General features: G+C 59.7%; 19 protein-coding genes. 6 read left to right on the forward strand and 13 right to left on the reverse strand.

The annotated features are described in order from the left end of the window. Nucleotides 1-21: 21 nt before the first annotated feature. The 9 genes from ACPF7Z_RS01150 to ACPF7Z_RS01190 form a co-directional block, all read right to left on the reverse strand. Entirely contained in the window at nt 22-1,239 is a 1,218-nt protein-coding gene (locus tag ACPF7Z_RS01150; RefSeq protein ID WP_425191315.1) for an E22 family MetX-like putative esterase, read from the reverse strand. A gap of 83 nt (nt 1,240-1,322) precedes the next feature. Then, entirely contained in the window at nt 1,323-1,523 is a 201-nt protein-coding gene (locus tag ACPF7Z_RS01155; RefSeq protein ID WP_425191316.1) for a PLDc N-terminal domain-containing protein, read from the reverse strand. A 21-nt stretch (nt 1,524-1,544) separates the two neighbouring features. Beyond that, nucleotides 1,545-1,724 (reverse strand): PLDc N-terminal domain-containing protein, encoded by a 180-nt coding sequence (locus ACPF7Z_RS01160; RefSeq protein ID WP_425191317.1) that lies wholly within the window; start codon nt 1,722-1,724, stop codon nt 1,545-1,547. 150 nt (nt 1,725-1,874) lie between these two features. Further along, a complete protein-coding gene (locus tag ACPF7Z_RS01165; protein ID WP_425191318.1) occupies nt 1,875-2,177 on the reverse strand; it encodes a monooxygenase in 303 nt (100 codons plus the stop codon). Between the two features lie 61 nt (nt 2,178-2,238). Beyond that, on the reverse strand, nt 2,239-2,832 hold the full coding sequence (locus ACPF7Z_RS01170) for a rhodanese-like domain-containing protein (RefSeq protein ID WP_425191319.1): 594 nt from the start codon (nt 2,830-2,832) through the stop codon (nt 2,239-2,241). Between the two features lie 108 nt (nt 2,833-2,940). Beyond that, a complete protein-coding gene (locus ACPF7Z_RS01175; RefSeq protein WP_425191320.1) occupies nt 2,941-3,468 on the reverse strand; it encodes a retropepsin-like aspartic protease family protein in 528 nt (175 codons plus the stop codon). Beyond that, the gene (locus tag ACPF7Z_RS01180) at nt 3,465-3,875 is read right to left on the reverse strand and encodes a VOC family protein (protein WP_425191321.1); all 411 of its coding nucleotides are present in this window, start codon (nt 3,873-3,875) and stop codon (nt 3,465-3,467) included. The genes ACPF7Z_RS01175 and ACPF7Z_RS01180 overlap by 4 nt, the downstream gene beginning before the upstream one ends. A 71-nt stretch (nt 3,876-3,946) precedes the next feature. Further along, nucleotides 3,947-5,137 (reverse strand): toxic anion resistance protein, encoded by a 1,191-nt coding sequence (locus tag ACPF7Z_RS01185; protein WP_425191322.1) that lies wholly within the window; start codon nt 5,135-5,137, stop codon nt 3,947-3,949. 40 nt (nt 5,138-5,177) lie between these two features. Then, entirely contained in the window at nt 5,178-6,119 is a 942-nt protein-coding gene (locus ACPF7Z_RS01190; protein ID WP_425191323.1) for a cobyrinic acid a,c-diamide synthase, read from the reverse strand. A gap of 253 nt (nt 6,120-6,372) precedes the next feature. On the opposite strand from ACPF7Z_RS01190, the gene ACPF7Z_RS01195 reads away from it, so the two are divergent. Further along, on the forward strand, nt 6,373-6,741 hold the full coding sequence (locus tag ACPF7Z_RS01195; RefSeq protein WP_425191324.1) for a hypothetical protein: 369 nt from the start codon (nt 6,373-6,375) through the stop codon (nt 6,739-6,741). On the opposite strand, the gene ACPF7Z_RS01200 is transcribed toward ACPF7Z_RS01195, so the two are convergent. From ACPF7Z_RS01200 to vapB, 4 genes are all read right to left on the reverse strand, one after another. After that, nucleotides 6,698-9,025 carry a helicase C-terminal domain-containing protein gene (locus ACPF7Z_RS01200; protein WP_425191325.1) on the reverse strand — a complete coding sequence of 776 codons (2,328 nt, stop codon included), beginning with the start codon at nt 9,023-9,025 and terminating at the stop codon, nt 6,698-6,700. The two genes, ACPF7Z_RS01195 and ACPF7Z_RS01200, sit on opposite strands and share 44 nt — an antisense overlap. Next, nucleotides 9,022-10,716: a VRR-NUC domain-containing protein gene (locus ACPF7Z_RS01205; protein ID WP_425191326.1), complete on the reverse strand. Its 1,695-nt coding sequence runs from the start codon at nt 10,714-10,716 to the stop codon at nt 9,022-9,024. The genes ACPF7Z_RS01200 and ACPF7Z_RS01205 overlap by 4 nt, the downstream gene beginning before the upstream one ends. A 74-nt stretch (nt 10,717-10,790) precedes the next feature. Further along, nucleotides 10,791-11,204 (reverse strand): type II toxin-antitoxin system VapC family toxin, encoded by a 414-nt coding sequence (locus tag ACPF7Z_RS01210; RefSeq protein ID WP_425191327.1) that lies wholly within the window; start codon nt 11,202-11,204, stop codon nt 10,791-10,793. After that, nucleotides 11,201-11,431 (reverse strand): type II toxin-antitoxin system VapB family antitoxin, encoded by a 231-nt coding sequence (gene vapB / locus ACPF7Z_RS01215; RefSeq protein ID WP_425191328.1) that lies wholly within the window; start codon nt 11,429-11,431, stop codon nt 11,201-11,203. Before vapB ends, ACPF7Z_RS01210 begins: the two co-directional genes overlap by 4 nt. A 237-nt stretch (nt 11,432-11,668) precedes the next feature. Between vapB and ACPF7Z_RS01220 the strand changes: the two genes are divergently transcribed. The 5 genes from ACPF7Z_RS01220 (at nt 11,669) to ACPF7Z_RS01240 (ending at nt 16,444) form a co-directional block, all read left to right on the forward strand. Next, nucleotides 11,669-12,196, forward strand: coding sequence for an iron transporter (locus ACPF7Z_RS01220; RefSeq protein ID WP_425191329.1), 528 nt, complete (start codon nt 11,669-11,671; stop codon nt 12,194-12,196). A 25-nt stretch (nt 12,197-12,221) separates the two neighbouring features. Further along, nucleotides 12,222-12,563 carry a cupredoxin domain-containing protein gene (locus ACPF7Z_RS01225; protein WP_425191330.1) on the forward strand — a complete coding sequence of 114 codons (342 nt, stop codon included), beginning with the start codon at nt 12,222-12,224 and terminating at the stop codon, nt 12,561-12,563. 15 nt (nt 12,564-12,578) lie between these two features. Further along, complete coding sequence (locus ACPF7Z_RS01230) at nt 12,579-13,442, forward strand: FTR1 family iron permease (protein WP_425191331.1); 864 nt, start codon at nt 12,579-12,581, stop codon at nt 13,440-13,442. After that, nucleotides 13,442-14,866 carry a 4Fe-4S binding protein gene (locus tag ACPF7Z_RS01235; RefSeq protein WP_425191332.1) on the forward strand — a complete coding sequence of 475 codons (1,425 nt, stop codon included), beginning with the start codon at nt 13,442-13,444 and terminating at the stop codon, nt 14,864-14,866. Before ACPF7Z_RS01230 ends, ACPF7Z_RS01235 begins: the two co-directional genes overlap by 1 nt. A 96-nt stretch (nt 14,867-14,962) precedes the next feature. Continuing rightward, on the forward strand, nt 14,963-16,444 hold the full coding sequence (locus ACPF7Z_RS01240; protein WP_425191333.1) for a Na+/H+ antiporter NhaC family protein: 1,482 nt from the start codon (nt 14,963-14,965) through the stop codon (nt 16,442-16,444). Nucleotides 16,445-16,462: the final 18 nt, after the last annotated feature.

Below are 16,462 nucleotides of genomic sequence, written 5' to 3' on the forward strand. Positions count from 1 at the left end.
TAGCGTGTGCAGGGATCAGTGTCACTGCGCCAGAAACTGCCGGATATCGTCTCCTGCCTGCTCGATGGATAAGACGCCATCCAGATGGCCCCGATCGCCTTCCAGCACCACCTCGCTGACCGGCGTGCCATCTGCGGCTATCTGATCGATGGTCTTGTCGACCAACTCGGGAAAGAACACCAGATCGTCTTCGCTATAGATCATCAAGGTTGGCGCCTCGATGGCCGCGAGCCCTTCCTCTACATCACCACTATCCCCGGTGACGAAGAGCTGGTTGGCCTTGACCAGATATAACAGATGATTGGCATCGGCAACCTTGGCGCGGCTGGCAGCGGCATCATCGAGTATCTTCTCGAAACGATAGCGCGCCTCGAGGCTGCTGGCCGGGTCCACGTCCTCCTCGGCCCACTGCCGGCCATAGGTGTCGTTGGCCCACTGCCAGTGATTGGCTTGCAGGGTGATTAGCTTGAGTGACTCCCGCAGCCCCTGGGTTGGCGGATCGCCGGCATAGTAATCGCCTTCGTTCCACTTAGGGTCAACCTTGATGGGTGCCGCCCAGGCGTTCAGCCAGCCGATCAGGTAGGCATTGGCGACCCCTGAGCCAATCACCGGGATTAACCGCTCCACCTTATCGGGATAGGCACTGGCCCATTCATAGGCCTGTAGCGAGCCCATGGAAGCGCCCATCACCGCATGCAGACTGTCGATATCCTGGCTCTCCAACAGCGCCTTTTGCACTTCGACGAAGTCGCGAATGGTGACGATGGGGAAATCCAGTCCCCAGGGCTCGCCGGTCTGAGGGTTGACCGTTGCCGGACCGGTGGTCGTCACCTTGGGATCCTTGGCATTCAGGTTCACCAAGGTATCCGAGGCGATGATGTAGTACTTATCGGTATCCAGCGGCTTGCCCGGCCCGATGATGGTATCCCAATAGCCGGGGGCGGTGTCATCCTCGCCGTAGCGTCCCGCCGCGTGGCTGGTGCCGGAGAAATAATGGGTGATCAGTATGACGTTGTCCTTGTCTTCATTCAGGGTTCCGTAAGCCTCCCAACCGACCTTGAGTGAGGGTATCTCCTCGCCGCCTCGAGTAGTGTAGCGGTCCATCTCGAAGACCTGCTTTTCGACCAGCTCGTCATAGCCGATGGCCAGGCTGCTACCAAGCAGAAGCAGGCTGGCCATCAGCCCGGGAATTGCCCAATGCCAAGGCATCTCGAATGCGCTTTCATCGATGCTCTTCATATATATCCCCTTGCCTTTCGTCGCAATAAAAAAGGGCAGACCTCATTGGCCTGCCCGTTATTCTCATCTTCTCAACGAACGCGCTACCCCTTGGGGCCGAACAACAGCCAGAGGATCAAACCGATCAACGGGAAGAAAATGAGTACGATTATCCAGATGACCTTGGCCAAGGTGCTGGCACCGCTTTTCGCCACTTTGACAATGGCCCAGATAACGATGATCAGCCAGATCAGACTCAGCAGACCACCAAAGGCGTTACCCAGACTACCGAACAAGTTATCCATATTCCTCTCCTTGGTGAATCACTATCCCTTGGGGCCGAACAATAGCCAGATGATCAGACCGACCAGCGGGAACACCAGCAGCACGATGATCCAGATTATCTTGGCAAGCGTACTTGCCGCACTCTTGGCGACCTTGACGATGGCCCAGATAAGAATGATCAGCCAGATCAGGCCTAGTAAGCCACCTACTTCGATACCCATATGCATACTCCTTATGCAACGAAAGGGATTGGCCTATTCATAAGTAGCATAACTTATTGAATCGGCACAACCGTAGCCAAGTTGCGTCGACGCGATATACCGACCTGCTATCCGTCGACAGCTACCGCAAGCTGCTCTGAAAGAAGCTGTCTAGAAAGGACCGCGATTGATCGTCGACAGGGCTTCGTTCACCTCGAAGACCCAGGCCTGTATACCGTCGATATCCATCTCCTTGAGCCGCTGGCTATGCTTTTCGAGATAGGACTCGGCCTGGTCTCGGGTATCGAACAGATAAACGCCACCGGCCAGTTGCGCCGCGGAGTCTTCCGTCCAGAGCTTCCAACGAAACCCCGGCTCGTCGTTGATGCTGTGCGCCAGAGCCTGCATGGCTTCGGCCATTTCCTCACCGAAAGGCCCCTGGAAAGGAAAGTGGATCTGCAGTACGACGGCCATGATGTACTCCTCTAAAGGATGGCTGCTTGTGCATGTCCTACCTCAGCCTTGACTTGCCGGATCATCGATCATCTGTCCAAGCCACGTCCGGGTCGACTTCGTAACTCCACGGCAGACCGGAATTACGCCAGCCGCTCTTGGCCCGCACACCCTTGGAGTCACCGCTATCGAGCTTTCCACCCTCGAAGCCGTCGGTGACCGAATAGACCTCTTCGAAGCCCATCGCGGCAATCAGATCGGCAGCCGGGGCGCTGCGGGTAGAGCCGGAACGACACATGACGATCACCGGGTCCTCGGGTGCCACGCCCAGGGCATCGAGCCTGGCGCGCACCTGCTCCTCGAAGCGGTTGTTGCGTACCATGGGCCAGGTGCCACCCTGCTCATCGAACCGGGTGCGGTCCGCCAGCACCCAAGGCACATGAATACCCGTGGGCTCGGCAAAACCTGTGAACTTGATCTCCACCGGATCGCGAACGTCGATCAGCACGGCGCGCTCGTTATCTTGCATCAGTGCATGGGCCTCCTTGGCGGTCACGTAGAGTCCCTGCCGGGTTTCCCGATAGGCAGGAATTTCCTCATCCTCTGCCGCCACGGGGCCGGCCATCAGCATCAGCGACAATACGGAAAGACCCAAAAGATGTAGCGGCTTTTTCATAACTATTTTCTCTAAGCTAATAACATTTACAACAATCAGCTTAGCGCTTGTTCCAGAGCGTGTCATGCGTCATATCGACATACTTCCGCCGGCCACAGCCGTTCGATGTCAGCCTCGGCCTGCCGGACTCAACACCATCTTGGCACCGCGGATTTCGATATCGAAACGTTTAAGGAAGCTCATCCCCAGCAGTGCCGTGTCTCCCACGAGTCCCGGATTTATCGAACCGCGCACGTCTTGTGCGCTTAGGCCGCCCAGGGTGATCTCATCGATCGTGGTCAGGTGCCCTCGAACGCGACCGTTGGCGGTATTGAACTCGGCGACGGCACCCCGCCGTAATCCAAGTTGCTCGGCGAGCGCGGTAGGCACCGAGACCAGGCTTGCCCCGGTATCAAGCAGGAACTCCACGGGTTGCCCGTCGATGCTCCCCGTCGCCACGAAATGCCCCGAGGCATTACGCTCCAGCGTGATGGGCCCGGCTTTCCCCCCTGCGAACTGGGCCAGATCGGCATTGGGATTACGGCGTTCATCGAGGTGTCCTTGAAACCACCAGACACCCAAGCCCATCACGATCAGCCAGAACAGCAGCATCATGCCGAGCCCGAGCCGGCGTAACGCCTTATCTTCGTCGTTCAAGATGACTCCGGCGGCCCCTTGAGCTCGATGGTATTGCCCTCAGGATCGTTCACATAGATCGATGGTCCCGTGCCCTCGGCACCATAACGCTGCACGATCTCGCCGGGGTCGACACCCCGTTCCTGCAGATACTGACGAATGGCCTCGCCATCGAAGGGCTCAAGGCGCAGGCAGACATGATCCACATTGTGCCCTTCCTCGCCTGGAGCAGCGCCGCCCATGCGACCGAGCTTGCCTTCCACCGGCACCAGGTCGATCAGCGAACGACCCGCGCGCAGCTGAATCAGGCCTATCTCCTCATTGGCTTTCTCGAGGGGACAATTCAGTACCTTTTCATAGAAGTGCTGCATCGCCTGCGGGTCTTTCACCCGCAGAACGACATGATCGATATCGCGAACATGGATCATGCGCTGCTCCCTCCTCGTTCAACGTTGGCCGTTTGAGTAAACGCTAGCCGCTTACAAGGCATCATCGGGCTTCATATGGCGTCACCAGAGCTGGCATCGTTGCCGCGCTCGAGCCGATGAATCGCCTCGCCGCCCTGACGTGCCAGCACCTGCAGACGGTCGATTTGCTCGTCGAGGCGCGGTAGCGCTTCGCGACGATAGCGCGAAACATCGTCGATGGCCGCCAGCACATCGCCGAAAGCCTGTTCGAGCTTTTCCATGTCGAGCATGGTGGCGGCAGAACGGTTCTGGATCTCCACCCCCTGATTGCGCAGGGACTTGGCAGTGCCGGCGATCATATCCGAGGTAGTCGCATTGAGCGCTTCGACGCGATCGAGCACCAGGCGCTGATTGGCCAGGGCCAACGCCACAGTCACGGCAACGGTGAGCGCCGAGACGGTGACGTTGATGGCGCGATCCACCCCACGAATGAGCTCACGGTTGTTGCGGATGACCACTTCCAGCGCCAACACTCCCTGTTGGCTGACGGCCAATTGCTGCTGCAGATCGACGATGCGCTGACGCAAGGGAAAAAGCAGTTCCTCCTCGATGAAGGCGCGCTGAGGATCATCCTCTTCTAGCGCTATCATCCGCGCCTCCAGGCGCTCATCGACCAGTCGACCCAAAGCGATCTGATGCTGCAACTGAGCGAGAATATCGCGCAATGCCGTCTGATCATCGCTCAGGGTCAGGTTGTCGCGACGCAGCATGTCGCGCCCGTCTTCCAGATCACGGATGATGGCATCCAGGGCTTCCTGGGCGCTTTCATATTTACGGAAATAACGCTGCAGATTGTTGCCAACGCCGGGAATGCGCGCCAGCAGCCGGTCGAGCCCGCCCCGGGTCAGGGTTTGACGGTTGGGATCGAGCTCGGTCATGCGTTCGCGCAGGCTGGTCAGCGCCTGGGCCACCGGCCCACCATCGTCACCGTGATGGGCGAGCTTGCGAATGGGGGTTTGCAGCATCTCGCTGCGATAGGCGGCCTGGCGCTGTATGTCGCTGCCCATCTCGTCCACGGCACGACGCTGACGCTCGGCGCCATCCTCGACGTGCCTGGCACTCAACAGATCGTTGACGAAGGCATCGGCCTCGGCGCCCAGTTTCGCCTCGTCATCTTGTATATTCCGCGATTCGAACTCGCCCTGCAGATGCGTTGCGATCTCGTCCGCCGGCGGCAAACGCAACTGTCCCGCCATCTGGGTCTTATCACGCTCACCACTCATAAGCCCGTCATCCTCCAGGTTCTGAACATACGATATCCCATCAGCGCTGGCGTCCATAACGCTCGGCTCGCTCGACGAAATGACTCAGATCGCGCAAGGCCTGATCCGCATCCACCGAGGCCTGGGGCCGTCCGGTGTCGATACGCGCCATGGCCACGGCGGCATCGTCCAAGGCGGTCAGGGCGGCTTCGTTGCGTGCGCTCAACTCATCCAGGTGCTGCTGGGTTTCAGTCAGCAGGGTCAGGCGTCGTTCCAGGGTGGCGCGTTCAGTCAGACTCAGGCTGTTGCGCTCCCTGGACAGACGACGACGCACGAAGTCACCGTCCACACCGGCGATGCCGCTGGCCTGAGCGGCCATGCGGGTGAGGTTGTCCACTGCGCCGAAACACACCTCCGCGATCAAGGTACGCGAACGCTCGAAGGCGAGTTCACTTCTATCGAAGCGCTCGAGCAACACATTCGTGACGCGCAGGTAACGGCTATATAAACGATCCGCCTGCACGGCAAGCTGAGGTTGGCTCACGGCAATCAGGCGCTCTTTGGCGGCACACAGTGCGCGGATGACATCGTCGGCATTCGCCGGAGGATGTTGCGGGTCGAGAGTGGCGCCGCCCTTCTCGCTTGCTTCTTGAGCATGTTGTTGCTCACGGCGCGCCGCCTCGGCCGCGAGCTGAGCTTCGAGACGGCGCTGCTTGCGCTTCATCAACCAGCCACGAATACGTCGCTCCAGCGGTACGGCGACTGCCAATGCGCCTAGCCCGGCAAGCCAGCCCAGCAAGCTGGGGCCAAAACCGCCCCACAGGGAGGTCAACCACAACAGCATGGCGATGAATGGCACCGTGAGCCAGTAGCGAATGATGACCTGGAAACGATCCGGCGTCAGTGTGCCAAGGGCAAGCCGGGGATTGATCATGCCGATCAGGAACCAGGGCAAGCAGGTGATGAAAAGCCCGTAGGCAAAACCTTGAAAAAATCCGAGCATGGATGCGAGGCCTGTCGACTCAGGAACGATTAGATTACCGCGACAATGCGTGTTTCGTATGGTTTAGAGAAGAAATATGGGCTTGGCGTTCGTTTTTCCACCAACGGAGCCACAAGTATTGTCGTCATTGGTCAACGTAATGACTGGCCAGCGTTCCAGTGATTAAATAACACCTTGGTTCGTAGGGGACGCGACAGCCAGATTGACCGGGCATTTGCCCACCGATCCGGATTCAACAGAGAAGGAGCTCTGCATGAAGTCGATTTTCACTGCTGCCTTGATGATACTTTTCATTACCGTCAACGCCCAAGCTCAGACGGACACTCTCTCCCAACGCTGCGATAAGGTGCTGGATATCACCGATACTAGCTCCTCGGCCGCGCCTCTCACCCTCAATGCCAATGAAAGCCTGTGCCTGGATAGCCGCCAGATCGCGACCTGGTTCGTCGACCAAGGCGGCTGGACGAGCGTCCTGACGCAGGATGGCCGCTACTGGCAACTGACACCCCCTGGTCCTACCCGCGCCATCTTTACCCTGCACCTGCCCTCCGGTGATCAGCGCAAGCTCCGGGTGGCTGTCAGTCCGGCCGAGAACGTGGAGGACGAACCGTCGCAGAATTAGTCATTCGCCACCAGTTGGGTAACAAGCTCTGTACCTGGGGCCGGGCGAAACGATCGTCGATGAGATGGATCACGCCGCGATCCTCTTGGGTACGGATAACGCGCCCGGCGGCCTGGATCACCTTTTGCAGGCCGGGGTATAGATAGGTGTAGTCGTAACCGTCGCCGAACAGCGCGCCCATGCGCTGCTTGAACTGCTCGTTCACCGGGTTCACCTGAGGCAGCCCTAACGTGGCGATGAATGCACCGATCAGACGCTCGCCGGGCAGGTCGATGCCTTCGCCGAACACCCCGCCCAATACCGCGAAGCCTATGCCCCGGCCGCCCTCGTCAAAACGCGCGAGAAAATCCAGCCGCGCCGATTCATCCATGCGTCGCGACTGAGTCCAGACGGGAATATCCGGATGACGCTGACGGAGCATCCCAACGACCTGCTCGAGGTACTCGAAGCTGCTGAAAAACGCCAGATAGTTGCCCGGCTGGGCTGCGAACTGATTCGCCATCAACTCGACGATGGGCGCCAAGGAAGCCGCACGATGATGAAAGCGCGTCGAGACCCGGCCGGCGACCAGCACCGATAACTGCTCGGCGCGAAACGGCGATTCCACTTCCAACCAGGGTGTGTCCGTCGGCAACCCCAGTAGATCCCCGTAGTAGCGGCTCGGGCTCAGGGTCGCCGAGAACAGCACCGTGGCCCGGGAAGCCTCGAAGCGCGGCGTGAGAGATGCCGCCGGCACGACATTGCGCAGGCACAGCGTCGACATCCCGCCCCCGCGCCTGCCGGGCCGCAATGTCATGTCGAACAATGAATGATCGTCGAACAATTCGGCGACGCGGCAGAAGTGCATGGTGTCGAAATAGAAGGCCTGCAGCATGCCATCAAGACCGGCGGGCTGCTCGGTAAGATAATCGGTGATGCTGGCAACGGCGTTATGCAAGGCACTCAACAACCTCGTCGGGAGCGAGTCGAGCACGCGATAGTCCGAAGACGCTCCCTCCTCCTTGACGCTTTTGTTGAGATCCCGCCACTGGCGATCGACGCGGTCCAACGCCCTCTTGAGCGCCGCGGGTGCTGCCCTGCGCAGCGCCTTGAAGGCGGCCTGATCCAGTTCGGCGCTGTACATGCGCCGGGCGCGCTCGACCAGGTTGTGAGCCTCGTCCACCAGCACCCCGATCCGCCATTGATTGGCGACGGTGAGACCGAAGAGCATGGCGTTGAGGTCAAAGTAGTAGTTGTAATCCCCTACCACCACATCGCTCCAGCGCGTCAGTTCCTGGCTCAAATAGTAGGGGCAAAGGCCATGTTCCAACGCAACGCCCCGCAGTGCCGCCTGGTCGAGCGTTCCCATTTTCACTGCCGCCTGGCGAGCCCCGGGCAGGCGATCATAGAAGCCGTTGGCCAAGGGACAGGCCTCGCCGTGACAGGCCTTGTCGGGATGCTCGCAGGCCTTGTCCCGGGCCACCAGCTCGAGCACTCGCAGGGGCGACGGTTCTTGTTTACGCTCTAGCTCCTGTTCGGGCATGAGAGCGGACAGAGCGTGCAGGGCCAGTCGGCGACCAGGAGTCTTGGCGGCCAGGAAGAACAGCTTGTCCAGGCGCTGGGTGGGTAGCGCCTTGAGCATGGGAAACAGCGTGCCCAGGGTCTTGCCGATGCCGGTGGGCGCCTGCAGCATCAGGCATCGCCCGGTACCGACCGCCTTGTAGACTGCCTCGGCCAGGGGGCGCTGGCCGGTGCGAAAGCTCGCGTAGGGGAAGCTCAGCTCGCCCAGGGCGCGATCGCGATCCGCCCGGTGCGCCAGCTCCTGATCGGCCCAGGCGATAAAGCGCTCGCACTGCCGCTCGAAGAAGCTCTCCAGCTCCGTCGCCGCAAACACCTCGCTGAGCGGCGTTTCCCGCTGGCTGACAATGTCGAAATAGACCAGGGCCAGACGAATCTCGTCTATCCCCCGGCTCTGGCACAGCAGATGGCCATAGATCTTTACCTGAGCCCAGTGCAGCGCACGGTGATTGGCCGGCATCAGCGCCAGGTCGCCGCGAAAGGTCTTCACCTCCTCGAGCTGGTTGCGCGCGGGATCATAACCATCCGCACGGCCACGCACCCGCAGGTGGCGATAACTCCCCTCGAGGGGAATCTCACGCTCATAATCGTCCCCGCGGCGCGCGGCCACCAGCGCATGACCGGCGATCCCCTCTCGAGCGGAGGGCGACGGCGTGAAACGCAGATCGAGATCGCCGGCCTTGGCGGTGAATTCGCAGAGGGCGCGAACCGCAACGCTGTAGTTCATATCCTGGCTTCGCCGTGCTGCCACTGTACATAACATACCGTGACTGGCATCCCATGCTCGGCGCAGAAGGCCAGCCAGCGCAGCTGATTGTCCTGCAGGCGATCTCCCGGCCCTTTCACCTCGATCATCCGGTAGCGCTGTCTGGGATCATCCTGCTCGGGCCAGAATTGGATCAGATCCGGCAGGCCGGCGCGATTGGCCTTGATATCCCGCAGCAGGCGTTCGAACCAACGCTTGAGATGGTCGGCGGGAAAACAGGCCAACGCCTGCTCCAGTAGCGCCTCACTCAGGATGCCCCAGTGCACGAAGGGCGATTGCAGACCCTGTTTGGCGATGAAGTTCTCGCGAATCGTTTCCAGGTAGGCATTCGAATCAAGCTGGGCCAGACAGGCGGCGAACAACTCCTCGCGACGAGCATGGAAATCCGGCCGCAGCAGATCCGCCGGGCCGGCGTGAAACGGGTGGAAGAAGGCGCCGGGCAGCGGCGCGAAGATCGCTTCCCAGCAAAGCAGGCCGAACAGCGAATTGATCAGCCCATTCTCGACGTAATGAACGGGCCCTTTCATCTCATCGAAATGCTCGCGCACCACGCTCTCAACGCAGAGGGGACCCTCGGGGCGTGGCAGTATCAAATCGATGCGCTCGACGGTTGCATTGGGCTCAGGCTGCAATTTGGGCAGACCCAGCTTGCGCCGCAGGCGCGGCAGAACTCGTTCGAGATGCTGAGACTCGGCCTCGCTTTCCGGCGCTTGCTTCATCTCGCGAGCCAATTCCAGGGCGGTGTCGAATGCCTCGAGGCGTTCCAGCACTCGCAGACGGCGAGATCGGGCACCGGGATGGATGCAATCGGCATACAGCGCCAGCGCGGTTTCCAGCAGCGCAGCGCGCTCGCAGTGCTGTCCCAGCAGGAACAGCAGCTTGGCGCGTCGGGATTCAAGCCAAGGGTTGTCGGCGAAAGATGGCGGCACCTCAGCGAGCACATCTTCCAGTGGCACGCCCGCCTCGAAACGCTCCCGGCAGGCGTGCAGATGCAGATAAGCCTCCACATCGTCGCGACTCTGGAAGGCCCGGGAGTCATGGGTGAACGCCACGCGTTCATAACGAAAGACGCCCAGGTCGGCCAGCACGAATTCCGACCAGTCCTGGCGCAGATTGCCGAAGAACATCAGGCGCAAGCGATCACACAGGTCCATCAGCGGCAGCACATAGACGCAGTCATCACTTTGCGGGTACCAGGCACCAAAACGTCGGGTATCTTCAAAGGAGGGTCTGAGTCTCTCGAACAGTTCGGCCTTTCTGAGCGTCGCGCTGCCGATGTGGTCTTTGAAGGCGTCGACAAGTTCGGCCTTGGTCAGCAGGCCGAACAGCCGCTCCAGGCTCAGTTCCGGCGTGTCGTCGATCAACCCCTGGGCAATCAATGACTCGGCCGCGTCCCGGGTCGAGCCGATCTCGGAATAAGCGAGCTTGCTGGCCCGAAACAACGTCCCCTTGCGCATGATCATGCGCACCAGCAGGGCCTGGGAGGCACGGGGCAACGCGCGAAAGGACGCAATGAAGCCAAGTTCCCTAGCATCCAGCAGATCGCCGCAACGCTCCCCGACCCAATCGAGCACGAAGCGAAAGTTGATCAGATAGTAAAAGGGATCGTCCACCGACGCTGCGAAGGAGTGGGAAGCCAAAGCACTGTTCATTTATCCATGATAGCAAGGAATGGATGGCTGGCAACAAGTGAATGGGATCAGCTCAGCGATTCCATTTTACGACGTCAATGAACCCAGTCTTCATAGACCAAGCCCGTTACACGACTGAACTCGCGCACATTACTGGTCACCAATATACAGCCGCTAGCGATGGCATGGCCTGCAATGGCGCTGTCATTGTCGCCTATCGGCGTTCCTGCCTCGGTCAATTGACGCTTGGCCTCGAGCGTGGCATCTATCGCCGTCTTGTCCCAAGGCAAAATGGCATCGAGTCGACACACAAATTCGTCCACGAGCTGCTTGTGCTTGGGTGACGCTTTCTTACCTATCTGGCCGTAGCGCATTTCTGCATAGGTAATGGCCGATATGACGATTCTATTCTGCTTGCCAACTTCCTCGGTCAGGCGTTGCAGTAGCGATTCGGGGTGGTCGCGCATGATGAATGAACAGATACACGTATCGAGCATATAGGTATTCACGGCTCGAAACGTCCTTCGTCAGTGACGATCGGGGGGCGTTCCTTCAAGAAATCAGCATCTGCCTCGGGCAGCGTTCTTAACGAACGCCAACTAGGACGGACAGGACGTAGCGTGATGGTATCGCCATCGCGGAGGATTTCTAGCTCAGTGACATCCTCGAACTCCATGTCCTTGGGCAGGCGAACAGCTTGATTCTTGCCATTCTTGAATATCGATACAGTGCGCATAGAAAGTCTCCAACTCGGATACAGCCTTGAATATGCAGAATCCCATCACCCTATGCAAGGCATATGCAAATGATTGCAGTTAATCATCACACACTATCAGCGAGAGTCGAAACGCTTACGTAATCAGCAACCAGCTCCCCTCGTAGTGACATGTCGTCGCAGTAACGCAAATGAGGTTGAGAATAGCTATCATTGTCAGGCAGGATCTTATCCCGCTAACATTAGCTTGGAGCCTTCATGAAACCCTTGATTCTTGCCGCCCTGCCGCTTTCCCTATCGCTGTCCCTTGTTGCCACCCAGGCCCAGGCCCTCGAATACCCCATTGGCAAGCCGAAACTGGAGCATGGCATGGAGATCGCCGCGGTCTACCTGCAGCCGGTGACCATGGAGCCCGCGGGCGACTTGCCCGCCGAGAAGGCCGACGTACATTTGGAAGCGGACATTCACGCCTTGGAAGACAATCCCAACGGCTTCGCGCCGGGAGCCTGGATCCCCTATCTCGACATCGACTACACCCTCATCAAACAGGGCAGCGAAGAAGCCATCGAGGGTAGCTTCATGCCGATGATGGCCAACGACGGCACCCACTACGGTGCCAACGTCAAGCTCGACGGGCCCGGCAAGTACCACCTGACCTACACCATCACCTCGCCCCAGTTGAAGCGCCATATCGACAAGGAAACCGGCGTGACGCCCTGGTACGACACCTTCCAGGTCAACTATGACTTCGTCTACGCCGGTACCGGCAAGAAAGGCGGTTATTGATTCGATCCATTCCCGGAGTCCTTTTATGAAGACAGCACTACATGGTTTGTTCCTGCTGGCCCTGGCGACTGTTCTTATTCAAGCCCAGGTTCAGGCCGCCGGCCTGCCGGCTTACGATCTTGACTTGCACAACGGCGAGCTCAAACCTCAGGAGCTTCACGTCAAGGCCGGCGAGCGTTTCAAGATCAACCTGCATAATACCGGCAATACCCCGGTGGAGTTCGAAAGCCGCTCCCTGAGAAAGGAGAAGGTCATGGGCCCTGGGGTCGACTCCTTCGTGGTGATCCACCCGCTCAAGCCCGGGAAATACGACTTCTTTGACGAGTTTCATCTGCCCGATGCACAAGGCCTCGTCATCGCCGAATGATTCAGGAGTCCCATCGTGAACGAACAGGTACTTTTCATCGTCTGGCGCGAGAGCGTCGAGGCGATTCTGGTCGTAGGCATCGCCTACGCCTGGCTGAAACAGTCCGAGGCCCGCATCGGATTGCGCTATCTCTGGCTGGGTGTATTCGGCGGTCTGGTACTGGCGGGTCTCATGGGCGTGGGTCTGATGAGCGCCGGCAGCTTTCTGCAGGGTCCGGCCCAGGACATGTTTCAGGCCGCCATGGTCTTGATCGCCTGCGTCTTGATCGTGCAAATGGTGCTATGGATGCGCGCTCATGGTCGCACCCTGAAAGCGGACATGCAGCGCGGCTTGCAGGATTCCGTGACCCAATCCCGTTATTGGGGTATCGCGCTGCTGGTCGCCATCGCCGTGGCCCGAGAAGGCTCCGAGACCATGGTATTTCTCTACGGCATGGGCATGGCTCAATTACAAAGCGGTGGCATCGGTGGTTTTGTGTTGTCTGCTGCGGTCGGTTTCGTACTGGCGCTGATCACTTTCTGGATACTGCAACTGGGTACTCGGGTGTTTTCCTGGAAGCTTTTTTTCCGCATTACCGAGACCATGCTGCTGTTTCTCGCCGCCTCGCTGCTCGTCTCCGGCCTCGAGCGTCTCATTGGCCTGGGACTGTTGCCCACCGGTCCGGATCCACTATGGGATACCAGTGCCTGGTTGGATGATGGCAGCGGAATCGGCGGCATATTCGCCTCCTTCGCTGGATATCGTGCCTGGCCACCGTTCACCGTGGTCGCCGGCTACGCGGTCTACTGGATCGCGATACTCGGGCTTTTACGCTGGCAGCGTCGACGCAACCAGTCCTCGCCTCGGCCGACACAGGCGATTGCCGCGGAGCAGCACTGATGAGCGCCTGCCAAATCTCAGGCCAGACTTCAGCCCCGCGCAACCCTAGATTGGCTGCCCTGGGCCACGCCATGCAGCGTCATCGAAAGGCGATTCAGGCCATCCAATGGGGCGTGGTGGGACTGTATGCCTTCTTGCTGCTGGTGCCGGCCTGGCTTCCCCTGCCGGATCATCGCGCACATATTCTCTCCAATCTGACGGTCTTCGCCGCCTTCGTGTTCTGGGGCATCTGGTGGCCATTCGTGCTGGTCAGCATGGTGCTGTTCGGGCGGCTCTGGTGTGGCGTATTCTGCCCGGAAGGATCGCTGTCGGAAGCCGCCAGCCGGATCGGCCTGGGCCGTCCTATTCCTCCCTGGATGCGCTGGAAGGGCTGGCCTTTCGTGGCCTTTCTCGGCACCACGCTGTATGGCCAGATGGCCAGCGTCTATCAATATCCCACTGGGGCGCTGGTGGTGCTGGGAGGCTCCACCGTGGCCGCGGTAGCGGTTGGACTCGTTTACGGCAAGGGCAAGCGGGTGTGGTGTCGGCACCTGTGCCCGGTGAATGGCGTCTTTGCGCTGCTCGCCAAACTTGCACCGGTACACTACCACGCTGATAAAAGCGCCTGGGAGGATTACAATCGCCAGGTCCGCCAGGGTGAGGCAGTGCGCCACTCTGCTCCGGATTGTGCACCACTGATTCCCCTCAAGCAGCTCGACAGTGCCAGCGACTGCCATATGTGCTCGCGCTGCAGCGGCTACAAGGACGCCATGCGCCTCGAGGCGCGTAAACCCGGCAGCGAGCTGATCACGCCAAGTCGCGATCGCCCCGCCAGTGCCTGGGAGTTTCTGCTCCTGAATTTCGGACTGCTGGGTATCGCCATCGGCGCCTTTCATTGGACGGCCAGCCCCTGGTTCGTCCAGCTCAAACAGCTGAGCGCGGTCTGGCTGGTCAATCATGACTGGCTATGGCCGCTGGAAACCACTGCCCCCTGGTGGTTATTGACCAACTATCCGGCGCAGAACGATGTCTTCAATCTGCTCGACGGCGGCCTATTGATCGCCTACATCCTGGCGACCAGCATGGTCATGGGCACTCTGCTGAGTGGATGTCTGGCCCTGGCCAATCGCGCTCTGGGCACCTGGTCCTGGCAACGTCTGTGGCATCTGGCCTATGCCTTGATACCGCTGGGCGGGCTGGGGGTATTCCTCGGACTCTCCACCACCACGGTGACACTACTGCGCGGTGACGGTCTGCGTATGCTCTGGGCCAACGATGCCCGGGCGGCGCTGCTGATTTCCTGTAGCGCCTGGTGCTTATGGCTGAGCTGGAAGATCCTCGCCCGCTATGCCGGTGGCATGCGTCGCCTGCTCGCCCTGGGCGGAATGGCATTGGCGATCGGCGTGGTGCTGATGGCCTGGTGGCTGATGTTCTGGGGATGGTAAAACCCCTGGGAGGGCAAACAGAGTACCGACATTCCTTGTCTTCATTGCTACGCTGAGAAAGCAATTCAAACAAAACACTGTGGCAAGGGATGACCTATGAGCAACACGTCGACAGATCAGTCGCAACAAACCGCTGAAGAAGGAGCGGTTTCATCACTGTCATTTCGTCTGGGAGCCTGGGGGGCAGCGGTACCACTACTGTTCTTCGTGATCTGGGCAATCAGTACCAGCGTCCTAGGGCTTTCCTCTGAGATCGGCTTGGTGATGGGGGCCCTGTTCGGCATCACCCTGGGACTCTTCTTCTGCACCAGCAAATGGGAAGACTACGCCAAGGGGCTGTTCGAAGGCCTGACCCAACCCGTGGGTGTCGTCGCCATCGTGGCTTGGTTCTATGCCGGCATGTTCGCTCAGGTGCTCCAGGTCGGCGGTCTGGTGGAAGGCCTGGTGTGGCTGGGGGCGATTTCCGACATGACCGGGGGCTGGTTCGTCGCTCTGACCTTCATCCTGGCTGCCATCTTCTCTACCGCCGTAGGTACCGGCTACGGTACGACCGTGGCCTTCTGTACGCTGATGTACCCTGCCGGCGTCGCCGTGGGCAGCGACCCGATAATGCTTTTTGCGGCAATTCTTTCCGGCGCCATCTTCGGCGATAATCTGGCACCGGTATCGGACACCACTATCGTCTCCGCCACCACCCAGGATGCAGACGTGCCCGGGGTGGTGCGCAGTCGTTTCAAGTACTCGATCATGGCCGCCATTCCGGCAGCAATTCTTTATGTGCTGTTTGGCGGCGGTGGCGATACCAGCGCCGCCGACCCCGCCGCGCTTAACGCCATGATGGAGTCCACCGAACCGCTGGGTCTGGTGATGCTGGCGCCCTTCGCACTGGTACTGATCCTGGCACTGTCCGGTCAGCATCTGATTACCTCGCTCACCTGGGGCATTCTGACCTCAATACCCACCATTGCCATCATCGGTACCGGTTCCCTATCCGAGATCATCGCCTTCGATGCAGATTCCGACACCGTGATTACCGGGGCACTAGTCAATGGGGTCCAGGGCTACGTCACCATGTCGATACTGATCCTGCTCATCGTTGCCGGGGCCTATCTCATGAAGCTCGGCGGCACCATGGAGATGATCACCGAGAAATTGATGTCCTGGATCAAGGATTCCGTGAAGCGTGCCGAAACCTCGATCTGGGGCATCGTCGCCCTGCTCAATAGCGCCATCACCATCAATACCGCCGCCGAGATCGCCGCCGCCCCCTTCGTTCGCGAACTCGGCACGCGCTATCACATCCATCGCTATCGGCGTGCCAACATGCTCGACGCGGTAACCTCCGCGCTGGGGTATATCTTCCCCTGGGGCGCACCGGTGCTGCTGGGCTGGTCGACGATCAAGTCGATGCAAGGCACCTACGACTGGCTGCCAGCGGTGGCGCCCACCGAAGTCTTCCCCTTCGTCTTTCAGGGCTGGTTCCTGGCGCTGATCATGCTGTTCGCCGCCCTGACCAGTTGGGGTCTGAAGTTCGAAGATGCTGACGGTAATGAGTTGAAGCATTCACCTGCAAGATGATCCGCATCAAGCAGTGTT

Source organism: Halomonas sp. GXIMD04776 (assembly GCF_049808615.1).
GTDB lineage: Bacteria > Pseudomonadota > Gammaproteobacteria > Pseudomonadales > Halomonadaceae > Modicisalibacter.